21 protein-coding genes, 2 tRNA genes and 1 pseudogene are annotated in these 24,795 nt (G+C 71.1%); 8 read left to right on the top strand and 16 right to left on the bottom strand.

What is annotated here, in order from left to right; all coding sequences use genetic code 11:
• The first annotated feature begins 1 nt into the window (after position 1).
• Positions 2-409 (top strand): ATP-binding protein, encoded by a 408-nt coding sequence (locus ACLZOT_RS19310; protein ID WP_416970198.1) that lies wholly within the window; start codon positions 2-4, stop codon positions 407-409.
• Positions 410-707: 298 nt separating this feature from the next.
• On the opposite strand, the gene ACLZOT_RS19305 is transcribed toward ACLZOT_RS19310, so the two are convergent.
• Positions 708-2,162 carry a macro domain-containing protein gene (locus ACLZOT_RS19305; protein WP_416970197.1) on the bottom strand — a complete coding sequence of 485 codons (1,455 nt, stop codon included), beginning with the start codon at positions 2,160-2,162 and terminating at the stop codon, positions 708-710.
• Positions 2,163-2,245: 83 nt separating this feature from the next.
• Between ACLZOT_RS19305 and ACLZOT_RS19300 the strand changes: the two genes are divergently transcribed.
• Entirely contained in the window at positions 2,246-3,169 is a 924-nt protein-coding gene (locus ACLZOT_RS19300) for a macro domain-containing protein (protein ID WP_416970196.1), read from the top strand.
• A 67-nt stretch (positions 3,170-3,236) separates the two neighbouring features.
• On the opposite strand, the gene ACLZOT_RS19295 is transcribed toward ACLZOT_RS19300, so the two are convergent.
• From ACLZOT_RS19295 to ACLZOT_RS19270, 6 genes are all read right to left on the bottom strand, one after another.
• The gene (locus ACLZOT_RS19295) at positions 3,237-3,926 is read right to left on the bottom strand and encodes a TIR domain-containing protein (protein ID WP_416970195.1); all 690 of its coding nucleotides are present in this window, start codon (positions 3,924-3,926) and stop codon (positions 3,237-3,239) included.
• A 2-nt stretch (positions 3,927-3,928) separates the two neighbouring features.
• On the bottom strand, positions 3,929-5,515 hold the full coding sequence (locus ACLZOT_RS19290; RefSeq protein ID WP_416970194.1) for a hypothetical protein: 1,587 nt from the start codon (positions 5,513-5,515) through the stop codon (positions 3,929-3,931).
• Entirely contained in the window at positions 5,512-6,204 is a 693-nt protein-coding gene (locus ACLZOT_RS19285; RefSeq protein WP_416970193.1) for a hypothetical protein, read from the bottom strand. The genes ACLZOT_RS19290 and ACLZOT_RS19285 overlap by 4 nt, the downstream gene beginning before the upstream one ends.
• A gap of 177 nt (positions 6,205-6,381) precedes the next feature.
• Positions 6,382-6,801: a hypothetical protein gene (locus tag ACLZOT_RS19280; RefSeq protein WP_416970192.1), complete on the bottom strand. Its 420-nt coding sequence runs from the start codon at positions 6,799-6,801 to the stop codon at positions 6,382-6,384.
• A 74-nt stretch (positions 6,802-6,875) separates the two neighbouring features.
• Complete coding sequence (locus ACLZOT_RS19275) at positions 6,876-8,372, bottom strand: sensor histidine kinase (protein WP_416970191.1); 1,497 nt, start codon at positions 8,370-8,372, stop codon at positions 6,876-6,878.
• The gene (locus tag ACLZOT_RS19270; protein ID WP_416970190.1) at positions 8,359-9,039 is read right to left on the bottom strand and encodes a response regulator transcription factor; all 681 of its coding nucleotides are present in this window, start codon (positions 9,037-9,039) and stop codon (positions 8,359-8,361) included. The genes ACLZOT_RS19275 and ACLZOT_RS19270 overlap by 14 nt, the downstream gene beginning before the upstream one ends.
• A 115-nt stretch (positions 9,040-9,154) precedes the next feature.
• On the opposite strand from ACLZOT_RS19270, the gene ACLZOT_RS19265 reads away from it, so the two are divergent.
• The gene (locus ACLZOT_RS19265; RefSeq protein ID WP_416970189.1) at positions 9,155-10,549 is read left to right on the top strand and encodes a hypothetical protein; all 1,395 of its coding nucleotides are present in this window, start codon (positions 9,155-9,157) and stop codon (positions 10,547-10,549) included.
• Here the strand turns inward: ACLZOT_RS19265 and ACLZOT_RS19260 are convergent.
• A pseudogene (locus ACLZOT_RS19260) lies at positions 10,534-10,878 on the bottom strand (nuclear transport factor 2 family protein); the annotation flags it as partial. The gene ACLZOT_RS19265 and the pseudogene ACLZOT_RS19260 overlap by 16 nt on opposite strands.
• A gap of 94 nt (positions 10,879-10,972) precedes the next feature.
• Here ACLZOT_RS19260 and ACLZOT_RS19255 point away from each other — a divergent pair.
• Together ACLZOT_RS19255 and ACLZOT_RS19250 are read left to right on the top strand one after the other, a co-directional pair.
• A complete protein-coding gene (locus ACLZOT_RS19255) occupies positions 10,973-11,854 on the top strand; it encodes a LysR family transcriptional regulator (protein ID WP_416970188.1) in 882 nt (293 codons plus the stop codon).
• Positions 11,855-12,046: 192 nt separating this feature from the next.
• On the top strand, positions 12,047-12,451 hold the full coding sequence (locus tag ACLZOT_RS19250) for a hypothetical protein (protein ID WP_416970187.1): 405 nt from the start codon (positions 12,047-12,049) through the stop codon (positions 12,449-12,451).
• 94 nt (positions 12,452-12,545) lie between these two features.
• On the opposite strand, the gene ACLZOT_RS19245 is transcribed toward ACLZOT_RS19250, so the two are convergent.
• A complete protein-coding gene (locus ACLZOT_RS19245; RefSeq protein WP_416970186.1) occupies positions 12,546-12,926 on the bottom strand; it encodes a hypothetical protein in 381 nt (126 codons plus the stop codon).
• A gap of 504 nt (positions 12,927-13,430) precedes the next feature.
• Positions 13,431-13,503 (bottom strand) — tRNA-Ala (locus tag ACLZOT_RS19240).
• A 176-nt stretch (positions 13,504-13,679) separates the two neighbouring features.
• Between ACLZOT_RS19240 and ACLZOT_RS19235 the strand changes: the two genes are divergently transcribed.
• Together ACLZOT_RS19235 and ACLZOT_RS19230 are read left to right on the top strand one after the other, a co-directional pair.
• On the top strand, positions 13,680-14,228 hold the full coding sequence (locus ACLZOT_RS19235) for a helix-turn-helix domain-containing protein (RefSeq protein ID WP_010353434.1): 549 nt from the start codon (positions 13,680-13,682) through the stop codon (positions 14,226-14,228).
• Between the two features lie 218 nt (positions 14,229-14,446).
• A complete protein-coding gene (locus tag ACLZOT_RS19230; protein ID WP_416970185.1) occupies positions 14,447-15,991 on the top strand; it encodes a serine/threonine-protein kinase in 1,545 nt (514 codons plus the stop codon).
• Here ACLZOT_RS19230 and ACLZOT_RS19225 read toward each other — a convergent pair.
• Both ACLZOT_RS19225 and ACLZOT_RS19220 read right to left on the bottom strand, forming a co-directional pair.
• Positions 15,955-17,439, bottom strand: a complete 1,485-nt coding sequence (locus ACLZOT_RS19225) for a hypothetical protein (RefSeq protein ID WP_416970184.1) — start codon at positions 17,437-17,439, stop codon at positions 15,955-15,957. The two genes, ACLZOT_RS19230 and ACLZOT_RS19225, sit on opposite strands and share 37 nt — an antisense overlap.
• A 126-nt stretch (positions 17,440-17,565) precedes the next feature.
• Positions 17,566-17,694: a DLW-39 family protein gene (locus ACLZOT_RS19220; protein ID WP_003999697.1), complete on the bottom strand. Its 129-nt coding sequence runs from the start codon at positions 17,692-17,694 to the stop codon at positions 17,566-17,568.
• A gap of 328 nt (positions 17,695-18,022) precedes the next feature.
• Between ACLZOT_RS19220 and ACLZOT_RS19215 the strand changes: the two genes are divergently transcribed.
• The gene (locus ACLZOT_RS19215) at positions 18,023-18,355 is read left to right on the top strand and encodes a DUF6344 domain-containing protein (RefSeq protein ID WP_416970183.1); all 333 of its coding nucleotides are present in this window, start codon (positions 18,023-18,025) and stop codon (positions 18,353-18,355) included.
• A gap of 345 nt (positions 18,356-18,700) precedes the next feature.
• On the opposite strand, the gene ACLZOT_RS19210 is transcribed toward ACLZOT_RS19215, so the two are convergent.
• From ACLZOT_RS19210 to gyrB, 4 genes are all read right to left on the bottom strand, one after another.
• Positions 18,701-18,774, bottom strand: a tRNA-Ile gene (locus ACLZOT_RS19210).
• Positions 18,775-18,884: 110 nt separating this feature from the next.
• Positions 18,885-19,796 carry a DUF3566 domain-containing protein gene (locus ACLZOT_RS19205; RefSeq protein WP_416970182.1) on the bottom strand — a complete coding sequence of 304 codons (912 nt, stop codon included), beginning with the start codon at positions 19,794-19,796 and terminating at the stop codon, positions 18,885-18,887.
• A 19-nt stretch (positions 19,797-19,815) separates the two neighbouring features.
• Positions 19,816-22,392 (bottom strand): DNA gyrase subunit A, encoded by a 2,577-nt coding sequence (gene gyrA, locus ACLZOT_RS19200; protein WP_416970181.1) that lies wholly within the window; start codon positions 22,390-22,392, stop codon positions 19,816-19,818.
• Between the two features lie 42 nt (positions 22,393-22,434).
• Positions 22,435-24,498 (bottom strand): DNA topoisomerase (ATP-hydrolyzing) subunit B, encoded by a 2,064-nt coding sequence (gene gyrB, locus ACLZOT_RS19195; protein WP_416970180.1) that lies wholly within the window; start codon positions 24,496-24,498, stop codon positions 22,435-22,437.
• Positions 24,499-24,795: the final 297 nt, after the last annotated feature.

The raw sequence follows: 24,795 nt of genomic DNA, 5'->3' as shown, positions 1-24,795 counted from the left end.
CATGAACGTGGAAACCCAACGCCCCACCACCCGCGAGCGCTTGTACCCCCGGGCCCGCCGATCGATCCCCGCCGCCCGCGACTTCGCCCGCACGACCCTGACCTCGTGGAACACGCCGGTCCCCCTGGACGACGTCCTCCTGTGCGTCAGCGAACTCACCACGAACGCCATCCGCTACGGCGTCCCCCCGGGCCGCTTCTTCCTCGTGCGTCTGCGCCGGCAGGGCGAGACCGGCGTACGGGTCGAGGTGCACGACAGCGGAGACGGCACGCTGCCGGTCGTCCCCGTGCCGAGGGAGGACGGGGGACGGGGGCTGCTGCTGGTCGCCGCGCTGGCGGACAGGTGGGGAGCGGAGAGGAGGCACCCGGGGAAAGTGGTGTGGTGCGAGTTCGGGAGGAGCGGCCGATAACCCCGGCGCCGTCGGAATCGGTTCGGAAGCGGACGGCGGGTCCCCCCGGAAGCGGCGTACGCGGTGCAGTGGAGCCCGGTGAGGCCGAGCGGCGGTGGCGGACCGCGTGACCGGTGGGACGACGCCGCGGACGGGGAGCCGAGAGATGCGGAGGAACCCACCGGACCGGGGGGCGGGAACCGACAACCGCCGCCCGGCCTCACCTTGGAGCCATCGCGGGGGATACGACGGCGCCCGATCGGCTACACCCCGTTCAGCCACGCCGCGCTCGGCCGGACCCCCTCCGGCCAGCCCCCGTTCAGCCGGCCGGAGTCGGCCCGCCCAAGCCCCACTCCGAGCCCCACTCCAAGCCCCGCTCAGGGCCCCGCTCAGGGCCCCGCTCCAGATCCGGCACCAGTTCCTGGAACCGTCTCTCGACCGGCGAGAGGTCGGTTCTCGCCAGGTCCTCCGGGCGGACCACGATGCGCAGTTCGGGCGTAAGCGCGGGATGACGGCGGCAGGCGTCGATGAACGAGTCGACGATCAGGGCGACGAGCTGCCCCCGGTCGAGGTCGGTGACGCGGGCGAGCCCGGAGCCGATGAGCGGAACGGCGACCGGTTTGAACAGGCCGTGCACCGCGACGGACGCCCACAGGTTCTCCAGGCTGATGCGGAGGTCGTCGTGCCCGGAGCGGGCGACGAGGTCGTTGCCGAGCCGCGAGTACGCGGTCGCGAACACCCGGCGTCCGCCGTCCACGGGGACGACGACGGTGGTGCCCACGGGATAACGCACGCGCCGCCCACGGGGTTTGGCCCGCACACTCTCGGTCGAGACGGCCTGCACCGTCCGCAGCCCGGACCTGAGCTTCTCGTCCAGCAGCCGGCGTTCCCCGGCGAACAGCCGGTCCACGAGCTGGCTCTGCACACTCTCGCCGCTGATGACGATCGACTGGTCGGACTCGGTGTCGAAGGTGTCCGTGAACCCGACCACCAGGTTGGAGTCGGTCTGCTCGAACAAGTCCCCCCGGACCAGGACGACATCGGCCCGCTGCCCCGGCAACGGCACCCGGTGGCGCATGAGTTCGGCCCCGTGCCGGGCACGCAGCGTGGCCCGCAGGGCGTCCAGCGTGTGCGCGGCCTCGGCGTCGTCGGGATGGTCGCGGACGATCGACTCGGCGACCGGCAGGGCGAGTTCGGGATGCCCCAGGTCGGCCTGGACGCGCACGAGTTCACGGCGCGCGGCGTCCCGCAGCGCGATGAGCCGGCGGATGAAGGGCGCCGCGAACTCCTCGCCGTTGACCTCGGCCAGCGGGCGCCCGTGGAGCAGGGACAGCGCCTCGTCGAGCCGGTGCGCGGCGGTGGCGGGCGGGTCGAGCAGGGCGCCGCGGACGACGTCGGTGAACCGCGCGCTGTCCAGCTCCCCGGGCCGCAGCACCAGGCGGTAGGCCGACTCCGTGCCGTGCACGGCGACCTGCTGCTCGGTGCGCAGGACGCGCGCGCCGGTGCCGTCCTGCCGGGGGTCGAGCGCGCGCCGCAGCTCCAGCACGCGTTTCTGCACCTCGTTGCGGTTGCGCTGGGCCAGGTGGCGCGGCTCGTCGGCCAGCCCCCAGACGTCCCGCCGCAGTTGCCGTACCGGAACGGCCTCGCCCTCGGCGGCCACCAGGCGGACCAGCAGCCGGGTGGTCAGCGGCGTCAACCGGACCGCGACACCGTCGACTTCGAGCCGGACCGGGCCCAGCACCTTCACGTGGATCTGCGTCTGTGCATCGGCCACTCGCGTCGCCCCCGCCGCATCTGTGCGCCACTCTGCGTAACTATCAAGTGACCGGCAGATTATCACGATGACTTGGAGGAACGATGTGGTCGGGTGATTCCGGTGGACCGGCCGCGACACGTCTGCTACGACGGCCGTCGCGGCTGTTCGGAACCCGCCGCGCCCGGCAGGTCTTCGTACGGAACACGGCCGTCGCGTTCGGCGGGATGTCCGCGCTGCTCCAGTTCGCCGGCCAGTTCTTCCCCGGCAGCCTGCCGGACGCCGGGATCGTCAGCCTGGTGTCGGTGGGCGCCTGCCTGCTGTGGGGGCTCGGCACGGCACGGCCGGTGCAGCGGGTGCGGCAGGAGTTCCGGCGGCCGGACATGACGGTGGTGGTCGAGGCCGGTGACGTCTTCGACCAGAGCGCGCACCTGGTCGTCGGGTTCTGCGACACCTTCGACACCGCGTCCCACCAGTCGATCGTCATCAACGGCGACAGCGTGCAGGCCCAGCTGCTGGCCCGGTGCTACGACGGCGACGTACGGCGGCTGGACGCGGAACTGGCCGCGGCGCTCGCCCCGTTCGCCCCGGTCGCGCGCGAGGAACGGGCCCGCAAACCGCTCGGCAAACTGGACCGGTACCCGATCGGCACGGTCGCGGTGCTCGGCACCCGGCCCCGGCTGGTGTTCGGCGTCGCGTACAGCCGGATCGGCAACGACTACGTGGCCGCCTCCAGCGTCGAGGACCTCTCGGCCGGGCTGACCCGGCTGTGGGAGGCGCTGCGCGACCACGCCCAACTGGAGTGTGTGGCCATGCCGTTGGTGGGCTCGGGGCTGTCCCGGCTCGGCCACCTCGACCAGGACAGCCTGCTGCGGCTGCTGCTGATGTCCTTCGTCGCCCGGTCCCGGGAGCGGGCGATCTGCCGCGAACTGCGGGTGGTGGTACGGCCGTCGGACCTGGAGCGGATCGACATGCGGGAGCTGGGCGCCTTCCTGAGCAACCTCGCGTCGGGACCCGCCACGCTGTGAAAGACGACGGTGAGCGCGGGCGTCCCCACCACGCCCGCGCTCACCGCCGTACTCAACTCGCCTCAGTTCAGGCGAGCCGCCGATACGCCGACAGGTCCTCGAAGTACGAGGTGTCGAGCCAGTCGGCCCGGGAGTCGTCCACCTGGCACTCGGCCACCTTCAGCCGCGCGACGATCTTCCTGATGGATTCCTGCGAACCGTCGAAGCGGATGACGTTGCGGCCCGCGGTGTCGGCGGCCTGCCGCAGCCGGCCGACCTCGACGATCACGGTCCGCTCGGGGTACGCCATCAGCACCATGCCCAGCTCGATCAGCACGTTCTGCCGTGGCTGGCCGGTGAACCGGGTCTCGTCGTCGCTCTCGCTCTCGCCCAGCAACTGCGGGTGGAGCTTGGCGATGTCGTCCGGCGTGAGCAGCACCAGCGCGGCCTGTGCCTGGGACGGCGCGTGCGCGACGACCTCGCCGAGGAAGGGCGACGCCTTGCCGGTGGCGCGCACCAACTGCTCCCACTCCAGGGGCCGTAGGTCCAGTCGGCGCAGCAGCCCGAACATCGCCGAGCGCACCTCCTCGTCACGGCCGTGCACGACGAAGACGCTGCGGGCGCGGACGTCGTCGGAGGGGACCGTGGGCGTTCCCGGCCCCGACGGTTTCTCCACTACGGGGGCCGCCGCTGCCTCGTGGTAGTGGTAGCCCATCCGCTGGTTGCCGTCTCCGGTGAAGACCTGGTTGTTGTCGCCGAACGTGTTGTTCCCGCTCATGGTCACTGTCCCCCTCGGTCGCCGGACGGGCCGGGCGAACCGCCGTTGGATTCGTGGTAGTGGTAGCCGATGTCGTGGGCGTTGTCGCCCGTGAACACCTGATTCCGGTCCCCCATCAGGATGTTGGTCTGCGCCCGGTCGTGCTCGGCGAGGTCGACGTTGTGCTCCGCCAGGAACGCCCGGATGTTCTGGAGCGTGCGGCGCTGCACGATCTGCATGTACTTGACGGCGTCGGTCTTCTGGAAGAAGTGGTGGTAGGTGTCGCTGGTGGCCATCTCCCGGACGCTGGTCAGCGCACCGCAGTCGACCGCCTCGGTCACGTAACGGCCCAACTGCAACTCGCTGTTGTCGACCGAGACGAACTCCACCTCGGCACCGACGACGGTACGGGCGCGGCTGCGTCCGGATTGCAGCAGCCGTCGTACCGATGCCGGCAGGAACCGTTGCGGGACCAGGCGCAGCGGCGACAGCGCCAGCGCCAGGACGCGCAGCGGCACGGCCTTGACCATGCCCCACGCGACGCGCACGGCCAGCCTGCCGTCGAAGGCGTCGGGCAGCCGGTCGGCGAGGTGGAACTCGTCCACCAGTGGCCCGAGTACGTAGGTGTAGAACTCGGTGTGCAGGGTGTCGCCCTTGAGGTCGAACCCGACGAAGATCGAGGTCACCAGCTCCTCGTTCCACGACCCGACCCGCACGCACAGGTATTCGCGGGCGGAGTCGTAGTCCTCCCGCCAGTGGATGCCGGGCAGGTCGTCCGCACCGGGCAGCCGGGACCAACCGAGGCCGCGGGTACGGTCGTTGGTGCGGATCGCGGTGGTGAAGCGGCGCTGCTCGACGGTCAGGCCCTCGATGCGCTCGTCCCCGCGTGCCTCGTCGCGCAGCTCCGCCCGCATCCGGGCGGCCACGTAGTCGGTGATCTCGTGGACGGTGAACGGGACGACGCTCTCGCGCGCCTCCAGGTCCAGGACGCCGCCGCCGTCGGCCCCCGCCCGGGTGTCGATCCGCTTCCTGCGCGCACCGAGCAGGAGTTGGGCGTTGGACCACTCGCGCATGGGTACACCGGCACCGACGAACGGCCGGAAGCCGCCGTAGAAGACGAGGCCGCCGCTACTGGACTGCTCCTGGTCGATCTTGTGGACGACGGTGTCGGTGAGGGCCCGGTTGGCGGGGTAGGCGCCGTCGAAACCCCCGTCGGGGCGGGTCTCCTTCAGCCGGGTCATCAGGATGTGCAGGGTCGCGATACGCCGCAGGTAGGCCGCGCCCCATACCGCCCACACCAGCAACAGCGCGGCCGTGAGGCCGTTCAGCGCGCCCTGGCCCAGCAGCAGCCAGGCCAGGAAGGCCGAACCGAGACACACGGCCCACTGGAGGCGGTGCAGCCGGCGGGCGGCGAGCGCGTGGGCGAGCACCGACACGGCGTCGTAGCCGTACGACGGCGCCACGACCCGGGGATAGTTGTGCAGCAACTCCCGGATCACCGCGCGGCGGTAGCCGGCGTCGAGGTACGTGCCCGCGGACAGCAGGCGGGTGGCCTTGGTGCACGCGTACGCGCGGGCGGTGCGCGGCGGTTGGATCACCTGGGTGGTCACGACGGTTCAGTGCTCCGCTCTGGTCCCGTGGACTTGACGATCTCTCCACCGCTGACGGTGTAGACCTTGTCGTACGTCTTCGTCGTGCCGTCCGTCTGGAGCGCTTCGAGCGTCAGTGTCACGTCGTCGCCCTGCACGGAGGTGATGGTGATGGTGTCCGACTCGGTGGTGGCGAACCCCTCGACGAACGAGTCGTAGTCACTGTCGAGGTTCTTGCCGCCGAGGGACCAGGCGGTCGCGTAGTCACGGCTGTTGATGGCCGCGAAGTAGGCGGTGACGACGGCTTCGGGGCTGGTGGCGTCGACCTCAGACGGGGTCGGGGACGGTGTCGGTGTCGGGGTCGGGGTCGCGCTCTCCTCGTAGGTGTAGGAGGGGGCGGTGTCCGACTCGTACGGCACAGGCGTGTCGGTCGGATCCGGCGTGTACGTCGTCTCCGAGGTGCCCGGCCAGCCCGACGAGCCGCTCCAAGCGCTGCCGGACCGGGCGGAGTTGCCGCTGCCGCCGCCCGACAGACTCCCGGCCAGCGCCAGGAGCAGCACGAGCACCAGCGGTACGCCGACGACGGCGAGCCCCCAGGTGCGGGCCGGCCCGGCCGGGGGGACGAGCCCCACACCGTGGTAGGCCGACGGCGCGGCGGGGAAGTCCTTCCCGGGAGCATTCCAGGAAGGTGGTGGTCCTGGGTCGTTCATGGGTACTCCAACGTTCACGACCCGTGGGACGCACGAGTCGGCAGCGAGCCGACGGCAAGGAGCGCGCGGAACGGCTGGTTGACACCGCCGATGCCACCAGAACGCCCGCTTCCGCCACCAGAGCCGACCCGCTTCCGATGCGCTTCCGCCGGGCCGTGCGCGCGGGCTCCCGCTGCCTCAGTCCTCGCCCTCCAGGAACTCGTCGTTGAGGAAGTCCTCCCGCAGCGTCTTCTCGTCGAGCGGCACCTTCTCCTCCTCCGCGAGTTCCGCCCCCGCCGCCATGATCGCGGTCTCGTACACGTCGACCACCTGCTCCACGGTCCGCTCGGTGCACCGCGCGACCTCGGCGACCGCCGCGACCGCCCAGTTGGCCAGCGACAGGGCGAACGCCATCAGCGCGTCCTCCCCCAACCCCCGCTTCACACCGAGGAGATAGGCGAGGTTGAGGTAGGGCACCATCTCGGGCTCCCGCACACTCCCGGCACTGGACCGCACCATCTCGATGGTGGTCCGGGAGGCTTGCCCCCGGAGCGGCAGCAGCCTCTCCCGCTCCGCGTACACCTCGGCCAGCACCTGCCGCCGCTGCTTCTTGTTCACGCCGTTCCTCCAGCCGTTCGTGTCTGCCCCCAACGTCCCCGATCCGGCGGGGGAATACCTCCCGTTCGATCCAACTATGCGAGCGGTTGGACTCCTTCGACGGACGGCACCCGGAGCAGGAAGCAGGCCCCGAGGGTGCGGGGCGCGAGCGTGAGGGTGCCGCCGTGCCGCTGCGCCAGGTCCCGGGCGATGGCGAGCCCCAGCCCGGTCCCCCCGTGGTCCCGGGAGCGCGCGTCGTCCAGCCGTACGAACCGCTCGAAGATCCGCTCGGCGTCCTCGGCGGGGACCCCGGGCCCGTCGTCGTGCACGGCGAGGACGGCCCACCCGTCCTCCTCCCGGACGGTGACCTGGACCCGGTGCGCGGCGTGCCGGACGGCGTTGTCGACGAGGTTGCGCACGAGCCGCTCGTACTCACCGGCGTGCCCGAGGACGTACACGGGCTCCGCACCGCCCTGATCGATCGTCAACTCCAGCTCACCGGGCGGATACTGCTCGACCAGCCGCCCGGCGACCCCGGTCAGATCCACGACCGCGCCCCCGGCAGCCGTACGCGTGTCCATCCGCGCGAGCAGCAACAGGTCCTCGGCGAGCGCCTGGAGCCGCCGTGTCTGCCGTGCGGCCGTGGTCGCCGTGGCGGGCCAGTCCGTGCGCTCGGGGTAGGCGAGTGCGACCTCCAGGCTGGCCAGCAGGGTCGTCAGCGGGCTGCGCAGTTCGTGTGCGGCGTCCGCGACGAACCGCCGCTGCTGGGTTGCCGCGTTGTCGAGGCGCTGGAGGGTGGCGTTGATGGTGGTGGCGAGGGCGGCGATCTCGTGCCCGGAGGCGGGGACGGTGACGCGTTCGCGGGGGTCGTTCGCGGTGACGGAGGCGGTGAGGACGCGGATCGCCTCGACGGGGCGCAGCGCGATGCGTACGGCGAAGTAGGTCGCGGCGGCGAGGAGGACGACACCGGCGAGGGCGGCCCGCAGCAGCAGGCCGTCGATGGTGCCGGTGATCGCCCGGGCCGTGTCCGGGAGCGCCACCACGTAGGTCCGCAGCGTGGCGCCGGGGGCGACGCCGAGGGCGGCGGCCTTGTCGCGGCCGAGGGCGCCGGCCGCGATGTCGACGTACAGCACGGGGTAGGTCCCGCCGGCCAGGTCGAACCTGCTCGCGGGCGGGTCGTAGTCGCGGCGCACCGGTATGCGCAGGGGACGGACCGTGTAGCCCCACTCCGCGTCGCCCCACGAGCCCGCGGGAGGGCCGGCCGGGGCGGGCAGCACATGGCCGTTGCCGGGATCGAAGTCGTCCATGCCCCCGCCGGAGGCGACAGCGGTACGCCTGCCGGTCGCGACGACCTCGTACGGCACGGCGCTCGTCCGGCTGGGCACCGTCCCCTCGGTCAACTGGGCGGTGAGGGCGAAGAGTTGTTTACGGGCCTGCTCCTCGGCGATCCGCGCGCTCTCGCGGTCGACCTCGTGATGCACCCACCAGCCGATGCCCAGCAGGATGACGGCGGCGGTCGCGGCGGCGGTCAGCGCCGCGACGGCCCGCACCGACCGCGGCCACCACCACCGCCGCCCCTTACCCGCGTTCACGGTCGTCCACCAGCCGGTACCCCGCTCCCCGTACGGTCTCCAGCGACCGCCGCTCGAACGCGGCGTCGACCTTCTTGCGCAACGCACTCACCCGCGCCTCCACCAGGTTGGGATCCAGGGCCTCGTCGGGCCACGCGTGATACAGCAGGTCGGCCTTGGACACCGCCTGCCCGGCCCGCCGGGCCAGCAGTTCCAGTACGGCGAACTCCCGGGGCGTCAGATCGACCCGCACCCCGCCCCGCCGGCACACCCGCCCGGCGACGTCCAGCGAGAGGTCCCCCACCGCGAGCACGGGCGGCGCGACGGCGACGGCCCGCCGCACCAGCGCCCGCAGCCGCGCGACGAGCACCAGGTACGAGAACGGCTTGGCGAGGTAGTCGTCGGCCCCCGTGTCAAGCGCCTCGGCCTGGTCCCACTCCCCGTCCTTCGCGGTGAGCACCAGGATGGGCGTCGCGTTGCCCTCCCGGCGCAACTGGGCGCAGACCTTGTAGCCGTTGAGCCCGGGAAGCATCAAGTCCAGGACGACCAGGGCGTATTCGCCGGTCCTGGCCATCCACAGCCCCTGCCGCCCGTCGTGCGCGAGGTCGACGCTGTACCCCTCGGCGGTCAGCCCGGTGTGCAGGGTCTGCGCCAGGTCCACTTCGTCCTCGACGACCAGGATCCGCATGCGGTGCAGCCTCGCACAGCGTGCGGCGACCTTCCTGATCGTCCGGTCAGGTTGGATCAGCAACCGGTCACCGGGGCCCCGGCACCCTGACGGCTCTCCTCCCGAAAGGCCGCCGATGCCCGTCGCCGAAGCCGTCGCCACGACCGGACCGCTCACTCTGCCCGCCCGACCGAGGCGGGCCGCTCACGTCATAGCCGTGGCCCCCTTCGCCCTGGCCCTCGCCGTGGGCCTGTGGGGCATCCGCCGGCAGAACACCCTGTGGGGCGACGAGGCCGTCACCTACGACCTGGCCCACCGCGACCTCGCCCAGATCTGGCGGACCGCCCAGCACATCGACCTGGTCCACGCCCTGTACTACGCCGTCATGCACGGCGTCTTCGGCGTCCTCGGCGACGGTCTGGTCCCCCTGCGCCTCCCGTCCGTCCTGGCGACGGCCGCGGCGGCGAGCGCGGTCGCCCTCATCGGCCTGCGCCTGGCGGGCCCCCGCGCCGGACTCCTCGCCGGCCTGGTCCTCCCGCTCCTGCCCCAGGTCCAGAAGTACGCGCAGGAGGGCCGTTCGTACGCGCTGGTCTGCGCGCTGGTCGCCTGGGCGACGTACGCCCTCCTGGCCCGGCGCTGGACGATCTACGGCGTCACCATGCTCCTCGCCTGCCTCCTCCACGAGTTCGCGGTCCTCGCCCTGGCCGCGCACGGGGTGACCCTGGCCGTCTCCCGGCGCCGGCTCAAGGCGTGGGGCACGACGGCCGCGTGCGTCGTCGCCGGGCTGCTGCCGCTGGCGGTCGCGAGTGCGGGGCAGTCGGACCAAGTGGCCTGGATCGGGGCGCCGGTACGGCTGTCCGACGTGCTGGTGATGGGGTGCGTGGGGGTGGCCTGTGCCCGTACGCCGGTGCGGGCGAGGGGCCCCGTACGGCTCGCCGCGCTGGCCGTACCGCTCGTCGTCGTCCCGACGCTCCTCCTGCTGACCGCGTCCCTGGTCAAACCCCTGTTCGTCGACCGGTACGTCCTCTACGGCAGCATCGGCGTCGCCCTGCTGCTGGGCGCCGCCCTCGACCACCTCCTGCGCCTCTCCCCGCGCTTCGCCTGCCTGGCGGCGCTCGCCGCACTGGCCGCGCTGATCCCGCTGAGCCTCAGTCTCCGCACGCCCGAGAGCCGCACCAACGACGCCACCGCCGTCACCGCCGCCGTCCGCGAGGAGGCCCGCCCGGGCGACGGCATCCTCTACCTCACCGGCCGGCACCGCTTCCTCTCCCCGGCCGGCTCCCTGACCGACCTCGCGCTGGCCCAGGACCCGGCCTCCTCCAACACCCTCGCGGGTGTCGAACTGCCCGGCCGCGAGATCGCCGTACGCATGCTGGACTTCGACCGCATCGTGGTGGTCGACGCGACGGGTGGCCACGTGTCGGACGACCCGCGCGAGGCGGCGAAGACGAACACGCTGCGGGACCACTTCCGCGCGTACCGGACGACCCGGGTGAGCGGGGCGTCGGTCACCGTCTACGTCCGCCGGTGATACGCCTTGTTGGCGATACGCCACCCGCCCTCGACACGGACCAGCAGGAAGACGTCGGTGAACGTGTCCGGGCCGTGCACGAGGGTCATGGTCGCGGTCGCGACGGTGCCGTGGACGTCGAGGGCGTCGATACGCCGGGAGCGGTCCGCCTCGTCCGGGGCGGGCCGGCCCGGGAAGAGGGCGCAGTACTCGTCCAGGTCCCAGGAGACGAAGACGCCGTCGCGGAGGCCCTCGATGTGGGCGGTGGGGAGGAACGCGTCGCGGAAGGGGGCGGGGTCGCCGGTGGCGTGCCCGCGGATGTAGGCGAGGAGCGGTTCACGTACGGCGTCGGCGGTGGTCATGCGCGCCAGCCTGATCCACCGCACGGCCTGCGACAAGCGCAGATCTCGCGGCCCACCTCTGCGTGACCCGCATACTTCCGGGGTGGACCTGACCCTGTGGCGAACCTTCGTGACCGTGTGCCGCCTCGGCTCCCTGTCCGCCGCGGCCGCCGAACTCCACCACACCCAGTCGGCCGTCTCCCGGCAGATCGCCGGCCTCGAACGCCACCTCGGCGTCCCGCTGCTCGAACGGCACGCCCGCGGGGTACGTCCCACCCCCGCGGGCGAGGTCTTCCGCCACCACGCCCTGGTCACCCTCACCGAGGCCGACCGGGCCCTGCGCGCCGTACGGGAGGCCGGTGACGGGCCGCTGCGGATCGGCGCGACGCCTTCCCTCGCCGCCGGGATCGTCCCCGAGGCGGTCCGCGCGCTGCTGACATCCACCGGCCCTGTCCGGTGGACCCTGCTCCCCGGCCCGAGCGCGCACCTGCACCACCGCGTCCTCACCGGCGACCTCGACGTGGCCGTCGTCACCGACGCGCCGCCGGGACTCCCTCACGACCCGCAGGTCGAACGCCGCTTCCTCGGACTGGACGACATGGTCGTCGCCCTCCCCCTCGACCACCCCCTGGCCGCCCGACGCGTGGTCCCCATCGAGGCCCTGGCCGGCCAGACCTGGACCGAGGACGACGACGGCTCCGCCGCACTCCTCCACCAGCACGCGGCCCGCGCCGGCACCGCCGCCCCCATCGCCCTCCCCGCGGCCGACCTGCCCGGCAAACTCGCCCTCGTCGCGACGGGCCACGCCATCGCGCTGATCCCCGGGATCCTGACGCGCGCGCTACGGCCCGACATCGTCACCGTGCGCCTGGTCGACCCTCCGACGCGCGGCATCCACGTCCTCGTCCCGCGCCGCACTCCTCACCCCCGTACGGCCCCGCTCCTGGACCGGCTGACCGCGGCCTTCAACTCCCTCTCCCGGTAGGCCATTTCGACCACCTGGGTGACCTCCCCACCTCCTCCCCACAAGCCCCCCGGAGCCTCCCAGGATCACCCGGTAGCCTGCTGCCCCGCGCCCTTCATCCGATCAACACGACAGCCGCCCGGCGGCGCGGACGGCGGCCGTCAGAGGCACACAGTGCGCAACACAACGGGGAAGATTCTCACGCTCGCCACCATGGCGGCCCTGGCGCTCGGCGTCAGCGTCTCACCGGCCTCCGCCGCGACCACGGACAAGACGATCCGCAAGGTCAACGGCGCGTACGGGACGAGCGGGGAGTACTGGTACACCAACGGCGCCTCCTGGCGGGCCCTCAACTCCGTCGGCGCCCACAAGTCCGGCATGCCGAAGAAGGTCACCCTCTACGCCCGCTTCCTCTACAAGAAGCCCGGCGGCACCTACAAGGCCGGCAGCGACTGGAAGAAGGCCAACGTCTACAAGATCGCCACCACCGGCAAGTGGGAAGCCCACGCCGGCTGGGGCAAGAACGACTCCCACACGGGCAAGAAGTACCCCAAGAACACGGTGATCTGCACCCAGTTCAAGGGCAGCAGCGTCAAGACCTGCGACACCCTGAAGTAACGGCCCGTCCCCGGTAGCCGCGAGGCACTCCGCCGCCCAGCTCCTCTTGCTCGGCTTGCTCGGCTTGCTCGGCGGCGGAGACCGGCAGTCGGCGTCAGCAGGACTCCCCGAACTCGACGGGCTGCCCATCGAGTTCGGCTCCCGGCTTCGGGTTCCGCGTGCACACCTTCCAGTTGGACTCGATGAGGACCATACGGCTCTCGCCGGAGACGTCGTCGACGGTGATGCCGGTGGAGAAGCCGAGAGCCTGGCGGGCGGCCTTGACCGACTTGCCTCTGAAATCGGGCATCGTCGCTCCCGCGTCCTGCACAGCGCCCGCGTCCCTGGCCGGGCAGCTCTCCTCCAGCTCGACCGCCCCGAAGTCCACCTTCGTGTCCGTCGGATGCTCACCGGGGGCCGGGGTCTGCGACGTGAGGCCGTGGAAGCCGGCGGCCTGCGCCTGATCCTGGGCGGCCTGAAGGCCCTTGCCCCGCATGTCATACCCGGCCTGTGAGGCACGGACAGTTCCTGCTGGACACCTTCGGCAGCGAGCCGTGGCTGCGGGACACGCCCGACGAGCTCCGGTTCGATCGGGCGAGCCTGGAGCTGGTCGGCGCCGAGTTCCAGATCGCCGGTGAGGCCGCCGACGCCGAGGACTCCACCCGCCTTCCCCCCCACCCCGCCCGCCCGGGCGGCCTCCGCGCGGACGAGACCCGGGACTTCCGCCTCGAAGTGACCACAGAACTCTGCCGCGCTCCCGGCGACACCGTCCCGACCTGCCTGCGCGACCTCGACGTCCTCGACGAGCCGCTGGACGCCCCCCCGCCCTCGCCCGCGACCCGCCGCCCGCTCACCGAACGCCTCGACCTGGCCGGCACCCCAGCGGCCCTGACCCGGCTCCGGACCACCGCCGAGTCCCTGCGCACCCAGCAAGACCCTCAGCCCAGCAAGAAACCCCCTCCGCCCCGCGTTTCCGCAGGTCAAAGGGGGTCTGAAAAAGTGGAGCCTAGGAGAGTCGAACTCCTGACATCCGCCATGCAAAGACGGCGCTCTACCAACTGAGCTAAGGCCCCGCAACACCCACAAGGAACCGCGCTCCGAGGGACGTCGGAGACCAGACTACCGGGTCACCCCCCTGATCCCGCAAAAAGATTGGGGGTCCCCGCGGCCGACCACTCTCCGTAAGATGCTCGGACGTGGTTCGCTACAGCGAACCGCGGTTTTCTGGGGAAGCGATGGGGAGACGCGAATGGACGCCGCACAACAGGAAGCGACCGCGAGAGCGCGGGAGCTTCAGCGGAACTGGTACGGAGAGCCACTGGGGGCGCTCTTCCGTAAGCTCATCGACGATCTTGGCCTCAACCAGGCTCGTCTCGCAGGGGTGTTGGGACTCTCCGCCCCGATGCTGTCCCAGCTGATGAGCGGACAGCGCGCGAAGATCGGCAACCCGGCGGTCGTGCAGCGCGTACAGCTGCTTCAGGATCTCGCCGCCCAGGTCGCGGACGGCAGCGTCAGCGCCGCCGAGGCGACCCAGCGGATGGACGAGATCAAGCGTTCGCAGGGCGGATCGGTACTCAGCAACACCACGCAGACGACGAGCAGTTCAGGTGCTCCCACCGTCAAGCGCGTGGTGCGCGAGATCCAGTCCCTGCTGCGCTCGGTCGCCGCCGCCGGCGACATCATCGACGCGGCGGACACCCTCGCCCCGACCCACCCGGAACTCGCCGAGTTCCTCCGGGTCTACGGCGCGGGCCGCACGTCGGACGCGGTGACGCACTACCAGTCCCACCAGAACTGACCGACAGCCCGCGCGCCGAAGGGGGTTCGGCGAACGGGCCCGGCCGGTTCACCACATCACGGGGGACCCAGACCACCACAGGACACAACCCGGAGACATCCCCGGGGAAACCCTGACCGAGAGCCGGGAGGCACGTACAAAGGAACACCGAGGAATACCCGACCCCCGCCCAGGGGTAACCGCAGGGGGAGGAGCGGCACACGGCATGGGTACACAGCATGGGTGAGGTCTTCGCCGGACGGTACGAACTCGTCGACCCGATCGGACGCGGCGGCGTCGGCGCGGTCTGGCGTGCCTGGGACCACCGCCGCCGGCGGTACGTCGCCGCGAAGGTCCTCCAGCAGAGCGACGCCCACTCCCTGCTGAGGTTCGTCCGCGAGCAGGCGCTGCGCATCGACCACCCGAACGTCCTCGCCCCGGCGAGCTGGGCCGCCGACGACGACAAGGTCCTCTTCACGATGGACCTGGTCTCGGGCGGCTCGCTGGTCCACCTGATCGGCGACTACGGCCCCCTCCCGCCGCCGTTCGTCTGCGTCCTGATCGACCAGCTGCTGGCCGGCCTCTCCGCCGTGCACGCCGAGGGCGTCGTCCACCGCGACGTGAAACCGGCGAACATCCTCCTGGAGGCGACGGGTACGGCACGCCCGCGCCTGCGCCTGTCCGACTTCGGCATCTCGATGCGCCTGGGGGAGCCGCGCCTGACCGACACGAACCTCGTCGTCGGCACCCCGGGCTACATCGCCCCCGAACAACTCCTGGGCGCCGACCCGGACTTCCCGGCCGACCTGTTCGCCGTAGGGCTGGTCGCGCTGTACCTCCTGGAGGGCACGAAGCCGGACGCGAAGGCCCTGATCCAGCACTTCGCCGAGCACGGCACGCCGGGCGCCCCCAAGGGCATCCCCGAGCCCCTCTGGCAGGTCATAGCCTCCCTGCTCCAGCCGGACCCCACGTCCCGCTTCCGCACCGCCACAGGCGCCCGCAAGGCCCTCCTGACGGCCACGGAACTCCTCACCCCCACCCCGGACGACGAGTCCATCGAGATCTTCGACCAACTGGGCCCCCTCCCCAAGGGCTTCACCCCCGAGGGCCCCACCTCCACCGCCCTGAACCTGACAGGAACGGGCACGGGCCAGTCGTACACGGGCCAGTCGTACGGCAGCACGCGGTACGAGGGCCACAACACCTATGACGGCTACGACGGCTACGACGCCGAAGACGCCCCCCACACCCCGGGAAGCACCCCCCACCTCCCCCCGAAACCGACCACCCACCCCACACCCCCGCCCCCCGACTCCCCGCCCACCGCCACCTGGCCCGGCGCGGCGCCCACCTGGACCAATCCCACCCCCACGGCCTCGGTCCAGGCCGGCTGGGGAGCGGCGGCGGCCCCACCGCCGACGTCCCGCCCCACCATGGCCCCCCACACCCCCACACCGACCCCGACACCGACCCCCACGATGTCGGACACGGGCAGCTTCCACCTCCCGCCCCCACTGACCACCCACCACCCCCACGACCCGTCCTTCACCCCCGTCCACACCACACCCCCACCCCCGTACGACCCCACCACCTACGCCCTCCCCCGCACCCCCTCGACGGCCTCCACCACCACCCACACGGCCCCGGCCCCCACCACCCCCCGCACAGCCCGCCACAGCCGCGCGGCGCCCCGTCCCGGCCCGCCCCGCTCCCTCGCCGTCCCCCTCCTCCTCTTCGCCCTCGCCTGCTACGCGATCGGCTTCTGGGCCCTCACCCGCATCTGACGGCGCCCGAGGAGGGTCCACACCCCCAGGACGACGAGTACGAGGGTCCCCGCCCCGAACCCGCCCGCGGCGACGACGACCATGGCCCCCCGGTCCTCACCTCCGGTGCCCCCGGCGGCCCGGGTCTCCCCGGCGCCCCCGGCCCCCCGCGGAGCGCTCGCGGACCCCCCGGTCCCGAACAGCCCGCCCGGCACGGACTCCCCCCGGTACCCGGGCCCCGCCCCCGCGGCCCCCTTGACGCGCACGCGCAGCGTCACCCCGTACGCCTGGTCCCCGAACTTCTCCCCGGCCTGTTCGGAGAGGTGGACGGCGAGGTAGTACGCCCCCGCGAACCGCATCCCGTTGACGGCCTCGCTCGCGGCGTACCGGTTCGCGTAGTCCACCGGCGCGAGGGGGCGCAGCGCGCCCGCCTTCTGCTCGCCGTCGTACCCGAACCGCAGGTCGTCGACCTTGGCGCGGACGGGGTTGAAGAGGGTCACGTCGAGCGCGGAGGCGACGTACCCGGAGCCGTCGCCGCCGCTGCCCAGCTCGGCGGCGACGTACACCTGCTGCCCCCACGCGACGGGGACGGCGTAGTAGAGCGTCTGCCCCGGCAGGATGTCGTCCCGCCAGGCCCCCTGCTCCAGATCGGTGGCCGTCGCGAACCCGGCCCCGCCGGGCAGCCGCCGCGGATCCCCCTCCATGGGGGAGGGGGTGGCGGAACTCCACCCCTCGGGCGCGGCGGTGGCACCCCCCGGGCCGGCGGGCGGCTCGTCGACGACGGCCAGCTCCAGGCCCCAGGAGTCGCCGTCCTCGGAGGATTCGGAGGTACCGGGAGTCCCCGAGGAACCGGCGGAGCCGGAAGAACCGGAGGACCCGGCAGAGCCCGAGGGGTCCGGGGAGCCCGAGGGGCTGGAGGAGCTGAAGGGGTTGCCTGAGGTGTCGCCCGAAGCCTTCCCGGCCTCGTCCTTCTCCTTCTTCTCCCCGCCCTCCCCGGCCCGCTCCACCACCACGTAGTACGTCCCCGCGTCCTGACAGACCGACCGCCCGGCCCGCACCTCCCGCACCGCCCACGCGGTGATCGGCCGAGCGCCCACGACCGACCCGAAGGTCACGGTGTCGCTGGAGCAGGTGAGCCCGTTGGCGTCCTGGAGCGCGAGCTTCAGGCCGTCGTTGAAGGCAGGCAGCTCGTCCGCCCCGGGCACCGCCGTCACGGACACGTACGTCGTCGCCCGCGCGTCCAGCTCGACCTTGAAGTACGACTTCCCCCGCCCCCCGAGCCCGCTGCGGTAGACACCCCCCGCCACCAGCCGTACGGCGTCACTGGTCGCGTCCGCCGCGTTGACGGCCCGCGCCTCGCTGTCGTACGCGTACGCCGGTGCCTCGGCCGCGCGGGCCGGTGTGCCCGGTCCGGCCAGCACCAGCCCCGCCGCGCACACCGGCACCGCCCACCGCCGCGCCGCACCCATCGCCCGCCCCCTCGCTCACCCCGCCGAAGCACCTGTCGGTCGAAACCCTCACGCCCGGTCGCCGGACAGCGCAAGACCCCGACCGCATCGACGGTCGGGGTCTGTTGGAGTTCTGGGAATCGGCAGTCACGAACCCGTGGGCACGGAGTCGGTCGCCTCCGTCCACAGATCCTGCTCGGCGCGATCCGCCTGGATCTGGCGGTACACGAGGAGCCCGCCGATGGCGGCCAGTGCGACCAGGAGAAGCTTCTTCACCGCGCGACCTCGTCTTTCTTGACGTAGGGGACCTCTGGCGCCCGACTATACACACCGACCGAGACCGATCGGTGACCTCCCCGGGCGCCCAACTACCGCTCGGTACGGCCGAGTAGACGCCTTGCGTGGATGCCGTCCACCACTCCGATCTGAGGGTGATCACACCCCCACGGACGGTCACTTTTCGCCCTTTACCTCCCCGATGCGCCCATCCGGGTGGTGTTCATCTGAACATCGCCACGCCACGTGCGTCGGTCCACACTTCTCCGCCCGACATACACATCATGAGGAAAGTACGCAAATCCGCCCAACCCGAAAGTGAGGGGCCATGGCCCGCACGCAGGTCACGAAGCTCTGGACGACGATCATCACCGCCCTCCTCTCCCTCTTCACGGCCCTCGGCCTCATCACGACGACGGCCGCACCGGCGGTAGCCCACCCCGAGCACCCCCGCAACACGACGACGGCGACGGCGACGACGGCGGAACCCCCTCTCTGGGACTGGTCCCAGGCCCGCTCCCTCCCCCCGACGATGAAGCAGCGCATCCGCGCCGAGGCCCACGGCAAATCCCCGAACTGCCGCCACCTCCCGCGCACGGACGCGGACGCCCTCCTCCAGACCTGCCCCACCACGGACGGCGAGGCCCCCCTCCAGAACTGACCCTCCCGCACCCCCTCACCGACGTAACGGCGAACTTGCGTACGCCCCACACGCCAGGCCCGGCGGCTCCCTGGAGCCCCGGGCCTTCGCCATGCCCTTTCGGACGATCGCCGCCCGGGCCCGCGCGCGGGGTGTGGACTTGACACCCCCGGAGTGATCCCGCTCACATATGACCACCTCGTCCGCGCAGTCACCCCCCACCGCCCCCAACACCCTTGTTAGCCTTGGCCATAGCCCGGTCGCTGGTGCATCCCCCGTCGCCAGCGACCGGGTTTTTCGCTGCCCGGAAAAAGCACCGGACACGAAGAAGGCGCCTCCCCGGAGGGAGACGCCTTCTCGACGATGTGGGGCTAACAGGATTTGAACCTGTGGCCTCATCCTTATCAGGGATGCGCTCTAACCAACTGAGCTATAGCCCCGCCGCGCTTGCGGTGTGTGTCCCGCGCGCTGACTCCTGAAGGTTAGCGCACGACCGGGGCAGTCCCAAAATCGGTTGAGACGGCCCCGGCCCACGAGGTTTCACCGCAGGTCACTCGTCCTCGGCGAGCGTCAGCTCGACCCCGCCCACGAAGCCGGCGGAGAGGTTGTAGATGAACGCGGCGAGCGTGGCGAGCGCCGTGGCGAGGACGACGTCGATGACCGCGATGACCGTCGAGAACATCAGGACGTGGGGGAGGGACAGGAAGGACTGGAGGTCGAACCCGTTGGATTCGTTGGACCCGGTCGCCTCGGAGATCGTGGAGCCGACCGAGGAGAACACCCCCATCGCGTCCATGACCATCCACAGCACCGCCGAGGCGACGATCGTGCACACCCCGAGCGCGATGGACAGCAGGAAGCTGACCTTCATCACGGACCAGGGGTCGGCCTTGGCGACCCGCAGCCGCGCCTTGCGCACCCGCGGCACGGTCCGCGCGCCGGTACGGGGCCGCCGGACGGCCCCGTCGGGGGCGGCCTCCTCGGCGGCGTACGCCTGCGGCGGGTGGTAGGGGGTGTCCCCCGGACCGCCGGGCTCCTGGCGGCGCTCGCCGGGCAGCGGGGACGAGGTCTGCTGGTGTCCGACCTGGGCACCGCCGGCGGGCCGGCCGCCCGGGACGCCGGCGCCCGGCTGAGCCCCCGCGGACCCCGAACCCCCCTGCGTCCCCCGCCCGTTGCCCGCGGAGCCGCCAGAGCCCCGCCCGCGCCCGCTCTTGGCAGGCGCGGCGGGAGCAGCGGCCCCCGGCGCCTCCGTGTCCGGCTTGATCGCCTTCAACTGCGTCGTGTGCGAGTCACGCGGATCGGCGCCCCCCGCCGCACCCTCCCCGGCGGAGGAGTTCGCGGCGGAGCCACGACCGCCGCCGTCCTTCTCCGATCCGGAAGACCCGGAAGACCCGGAAGACCCGGAAGTACCGGATGTACCGGCAGATCCGGTAGACGTACCGGCGCCCGTGGCTCCGCTCACGATGACTCTCTCCTCGGTGCTACTCGGCCGAGGGCCCGTCGCCCTCGTCCGTGCCGGCCTCGGTGGTGGCCTCGGCGGCGTCGAGGTCACCCTCGACCGCCTCCGCCTCGCGCCCCGCCTCGGCGTTACGGGCGATGCCGACGACGGCATCGCGCTTGCCCAGGTTGATCAGTTGGACGCCCATGGTGTCACGGCCCGTCTCCCTGACCTCGTTGACTCGCGTACGAATCACACCCCCGCCGAGCGTGATGGCGAGGATCTCGTCGGTCTCCTCGACCACCAGCGCACCGACGAGCGAACCCCGGTCCTCGACGATCTTGGCGGCCTTGATTCCGAGGCCCCCACGTCCTTGGACGCGATATTCGTCGACATTGGTTCGCTTCGCGTACCCACCGTCTGTCGCGGTGAACACGAACGTACCCGGTCGCACGACATTCATCGAGAGCAGTTCGTCGCCCTCGCGGAAGCTCATGCCCTTGACGCCGGAGGTCGCGCGGCCCATCGGACGCAGCGTGTCGTCGGTCGCGGTGAACCGGATGGACTGCGCCTTCTTGCTGATCAGGAGCAGGTCGTCGTCGGAGGAGACGAGTTCCGCGCCGATCAGCTCGTCGTCCGAACCGTCCTCGCGCTCACGCAGGTTGATCGCGATGACCCCGCCGGAGCGCGGCGAATCGTAATCCTTCAGAGGCGTCTTCTTCACCAGACCCGCCTTCGTGGCGAGCACCAGGTGGGGCGCCGCCTCGTAGTCGCGGATGGCGAGGATCTCGGCGATGGCCTCGTCCGGCTGGAAGGCGAGGAGGTTCGCGACGTGCTGCCCGCGCGCGTCCCGGCCGGCGTCGGGGAGTTCGTACGCCTTGGCGCGGTACACGCGGCCCTTGTTCGTGAAGAACAGCAGCCAGTGGTGGGTGGTGGAGACGAAGAAGTGGTCGACGATGTCGTCTTCCTTGAGCTTCGTGCCCCGTACGCCCTTGCCGCCGCGCTTCTGCGCCCGGTAGTCGTCCGTCTTGGTCCGCTTGACGTAGCCGCTGCGGGAGACGGTGACGACGATGTCCTCCTCGGCGATGAGGTCCTCGATGGACATGTCGCCGTCGTAGGGCACCAGCATGGTCTTGCGGTCGTCGCCGTACTTCTCGACGATCGCGGCGAGTTCCTCGCTGACGATGCCGCGCTGGCGGGTCGGCGAGGCGAGGATCTCGTTGTACTCGGTGATCTTCACCTGGAGCTCGTCGTGCTCCTGGATGATCTTCTGCCGCTCCAGGGCCGCGAGGCGGCGCAGCTGCATCTCCAGGATCGCGTTGGCCTGGATCTCGTCGATCGTGAGCAGGTCCATCAGGCCCGTGCGCGCGATGTCGACGGTCTCGCTGCGCCGGATCAGCGCGATGACCTCGTCGATCGCGTCGAGCGCCTTGAGCAGGCCGCGCAGGATGTGCGCCCGCTCCTCGGCCTTGCGCAGCCGGAAGTTCGTCCGGCGGACGATGACCTCGATCTGGTGGGTCACCCAGTGCCGGATGAACGCGTCCAGCGAGAGGGTGCGCGGCACGCCGTCGACGAGCGCCAGCATGTTGGCGCCGAAGTTCGTCTGGAGGTCGGTGTGCTTGTAGAGGTTGTTCAGGACGACCTTGGCGACCGCGTCCCGCTTGAGGACGATGACGAGGCGCCGGCCGGTGCGCGACGACGACTCGTCACGGACGTCCGCGATGCCGCCGATCCTGCCGTCCTTGACGAGGTCGGCGATCTTCTGCGCGAGGTTGTCCGGGTTGACCTGGTAGGGCAGCTCGGTGACGACCAGGCACTGGCGGTTCTGGATCTCCTCGACCTCGACGACCGCGCGCATCGTGATGGAGCCGCGCCCGGTGCGGTACGCCTCCTCGATGCCCTTGCGGCCGACGACGAGGGCGCCGGTCGGGAAGTCGGGGCCCTTGATCCGCTCGATCAGCGCGTCGAGCAGCTCCTCGTGCGAGGCGTCCGGGTGCTCAAGACACCACTGGGCGCCGGCCGCGACCTCGCGCAGGTTGTGCGAGGGGATGTTGGTGGCCATGCCGACCGCGATGCCCGCCGAGCCGTTGATCAGCAGGTTCGGGAAACGGGCCGGGAGGACGGTCGGCTCCTGGGAGCGGCCGTCGTAGTTGTCCGTGAAGTCGACGGTCTCCTCGTCGATGTCGCGGACCATCTCCATGGACAGCGGCATCATCTTGCACTCGGTGTACCGCATGGCGGCGGCCGGGTCGTTGCCCGGGGAACCGAAGTTGCCGTTGGAGTCGACGAGCGGCATCCGCATCGACCACGGCTGCGCGAGGCGCACCAGCGCGTCGTAGATCGAGGAGTCGCCGTGCGGGTGGTAGTTGCCCATGACGTCGCCGACGACGCGGGCGCACTTGTAGAAGCCCTTCTCGGGCCGGTAGCCGCCGTCGTACATGGCGTACAGGACACGGCGGTGTACGGGCTTGAGGCCGTCACGGACGTCCGGCAGCGCGCGGGACACGATGACGGACATCGCGTAGTCGAGGTAGGAGCGCTGCATCTCCGTTTCGAGCCCGACGGGCTCGATGCGGGTGTTGCCCTCTTCCGGAACCTCTGGAGTGTTCTGGTCGGTCATTGCCGGTGAAGATCCCTTCTGTAGCGGTCAGCTGAGACCGACTCAGATGTCGAGGAAGCGGACGTCCTTGGCGTTGCGCTGGATGAACGCGCGGCGGGCCTCGACGTCCTCGCCCATGAGGACCGAGAACAGGTCGTCGGCCTGGGCGGCGTCGTCGAGGGTGACCTGGCCGAGGACGCGCAGGTCCTGGTCCATGGTGGTGACGCGCAGTTCCTCGGCGTTCATCTCGCCGAGACCCTTGAAGCGCTGGATCGAGTCCTCGCGCACGCGCTTGCCGCGCTGGCGGCCCATCTCCAGGAGGGCGTCGCGCTCGCGGTCGGAGTAGGCGTACTCGATGTCCTCGCGGCCCCACTTGATCTTGTACAGCGGGGGGCGGGACAGGAAGACGTGCCCGGCCTCGACCAGCGGCCGCATGAAGCGGAACAGGAAGGTCAGCAGCAGGGTGTTGATGTGCTGGCCGTCGACGTCGGCGTCCGCCATCAGGATGATCTTGTGATAGCGGAGCTTCGCGATGTCGAAGTCCTCGTGCACGCCGGTGCCGAACGCGGAGATCAGCGCCTGGATCTCCTGGTTCTGGAGGATCTTGTCGATCCTCGCCTTCTCGACGTTCAGGATCTTGCCGCGGATCGGGAGGATCGCCTGGTACTGCGGGTCGCGGCCCGACTTCGCGGAGCCGCCGGCGGAGTCACCCTCGACGATGAAGATCTCGCACTTGGTGGGGTCGTTCGACTGGCAGTCGGAGAGCTTGCCCGGCAGCGACGCCGACTCAAGCAGGCCCTTGCGGCGCGTCAGGTCGCGCGCCTTGCGGGCGGCGACGCGCGCGGTGGCCGCCTGGATGCCCTTGCGGACGATGTCCGCGGCCTCCACCGGGTTGCGGTCCAGCCAGTCGTTGAGGTGCTCGTAGACCGCCTTCTGGACGAAGGTCTTGGCCTCCGTGTTGCCCAGCTTGGTCTTGGTCTGGCCCTCGAACTGCGGCTCGCTCAGCTTCACCGAGATGATCGCCGTCAGACCCTCGCGGATGTCGTCGCCCGTGAGGTTGTCGTCCTTCTCGCGCAGCAGCTTCTTGTCGCGCGCGTACTTGTTGATCAGGTTGGTGAGCGCCGAGCGGAAGCCCTCTTCGTGGGTGCCGCCCTCGTGCGTGTGGATGATGTTGGCGAAGGAGTAGACGCCCTCGCTGTAGCCGCTGTTCCACTGCATGGCGACTTCGAGCGAGAGGGCCTTGTCCTTGTCCTCCGCCTCCAGGTCGATGACCGTGGGGTGCACCACGTCGCCCTTGCGGGAGTTGAGGTACTTCACGAAGTCGACGATGCCGCCCTCGTAGTGGTACGTGACGGTCTTGACCTCGTCCTTGTCGTCCGAACCCGCCTCGTCCGCCCCGGCCGTCGCCTTCGCCGACTCGCGCTCGTCGGTGAGCTTGATCGTGAGGCCCTTGTTGAGGAACGCCATCTCCTGGAAGCGCCGCGAGAGCGTCTCGAAGGAGTAGACGGTCGTCTCGAAGATGTCCGGGTCCGCCCAGAAGGTGACCGAGGTGCCGGTCTCGGTGACGGCCTCGTGCTGGGCCAGCGGGGCCGTCGGGGCGCCCAGCTTGTAGTCCTGCGTCCAGCGGTGGCCGTCCGTGCGGATCTCGACGGCGACCTTCGACGACAGGGCGTTCACGACCGAGACACCGACGCCGTGCAGACCGCCGGAGACCGCGTAGCCGCCGCCGCCGAACTTGCCGCCCGCGTGCAGCACCGTGAGCACAACCTCGACGGCCGGCTTGCCCTCGGACGGCACGATGCCGACCGGGATGCCGCGGCCGTTGTCGACGACGCGCACCCCGCCGTCGGGCAGGATCGTGACGTCGATGGTGTCGGCGTGCCCGGCCAGGGCCTCGTCGACGGAGTTGTCCACGACCTCGTACACGAGGTGGTGCAGACCGCGCTCACCGGTCGAGCCGATGTACATACCGGGCCGCTTGCGGACCGCGTCCAGCCCTTCGAGGACGGTGATGGCGCTGGCGTCGTACGAGGCGGTGACCTCGCCGTTCACGCCCGCGTCGGTGGACGGGATGTTCTCGTTGGGGTTGCCGGAATCGGCCACGAAGCGCCCTTTCTGGCACAGCACGAGCCAGACTCCTCGGCAGGTTGCCGGAGCGGCTGCGGCATGTTGCGTTGGTAAGCCTTGATCAGCGTTGCTCAGCGGGTCCCGGGCGGTCCCCACGTTTGGGGCGGGATTGGCTTCCAGTCTACCGGTAGCACCGACAGTGATGGGGGTTTGCCGGTACCTGAGTCCGCATGTGCCGCCCTCAACCCGCCTCTTACGACTCCCGATATACGGACGGGGGGCCCAAGAGGCTCACAGCGGCACTCAGCGCTTCCGGCTGTCAACCCTTGGCTACCGGCGAGTCAGCTCCGGATTCAC

Source organism: Streptomyces sp. 4F14, assembly GCF_048159485.1.
GTDB lineage: Bacteria > Actinomycetota > Actinomycetes > Streptomycetales > Streptomycetaceae > Streptomyces.
The sequence above is the reverse complement of the archived record's forward strand: the minus strand, read 5'-3'. Positions and strand labels throughout refer to the sequence as shown.

Bases quoted from the DNA above. Each gene is read 5' to 3' on its own strand.
- ACLZOT_RS19225 (WP_416970184.1), bottom strand. From the start codon at position 17,439: ATGGGTGCGGCGCGGCGGTGGGCGGTGCCGGTGTGCGCGGCGGGGCTG.
- ACLZOT_RS19310 (WP_416970198.1), top strand. From the start codon at position 2: ATGAACGTGGAAACCCAACGCCCCACCACCCGCGAGCGCTTGTACCCC.
- ACLZOT_RS19250 (WP_416970187.1), top strand. From the start codon at position 12,047: ATGGCGGCCCTGGCGCTCGGCGTCAGCGTCTCACCGGCCTCCGCCGCG.
- ACLZOT_RS19285 (WP_416970193.1), bottom strand. From the start codon at position 6,204: ATGAACGACCCAGGACCACCACCTTCCTGGAATGCTCCCGGGAAGGAC.
- ACLZOT_RS19265 (WP_416970189.1), top strand. From the start codon at position 9,155: ATGCCCGTCGCCGAAGCCGTCGCCACGACCGGACCGCTCACTCTGCCC.
- ACLZOT_RS19300 (WP_416970196.1), top strand. From the start codon at position 2,246: ATGTGGTCGGGTGATTCCGGTGGACCGGCCGCGACACGTCTGCTACGA.
- ACLZOT_RS19270 (WP_416970190.1), bottom strand. From the start codon at position 9,039: ATGCGGATCCTGGTCGTCGAGGACGAAGTGGACCTGGCGCAGACCCTG.
- gyrA (WP_416970181.1), bottom strand. From the start codon at position 22,392: ATGACCGACCAGAACACTCCAGAGGTTCCGGAAGAGGGCAACACCCGC.
- ACLZOT_RS19235 (WP_010353434.1), top strand. From the start codon at position 13,680: ATGGACGCCGCACAACAGGAAGCGACCGCGAGAGCGCGGGAGCTTCAG.
- ACLZOT_RS19230 (WP_416970185.1), top strand. From the start codon at position 14,447: ATGGGTGAGGTCTTCGCCGGACGGTACGAACTCGTCGACCCGATCGGA.
- ACLZOT_RS19245 (WP_416970186.1), bottom strand. From the start codon at position 12,926: ATGCGGGGCAAGGGCCTTCAGGCCGCCCAGGATCAGGCGCAGGCCGCC.
- ACLZOT_RS19295 (WP_416970195.1), bottom strand. From the start codon at position 3,926: ATGAGCGGGAACAACACGTTCGGCGACAACAACCAGGTCTTCACCGGA.
- ACLZOT_RS19215 (WP_416970183.1), top strand. From the start codon at position 18,023: ATGGCCCGCACGCAGGTCACGAAGCTCTGGACGACGATCATCACCGCC.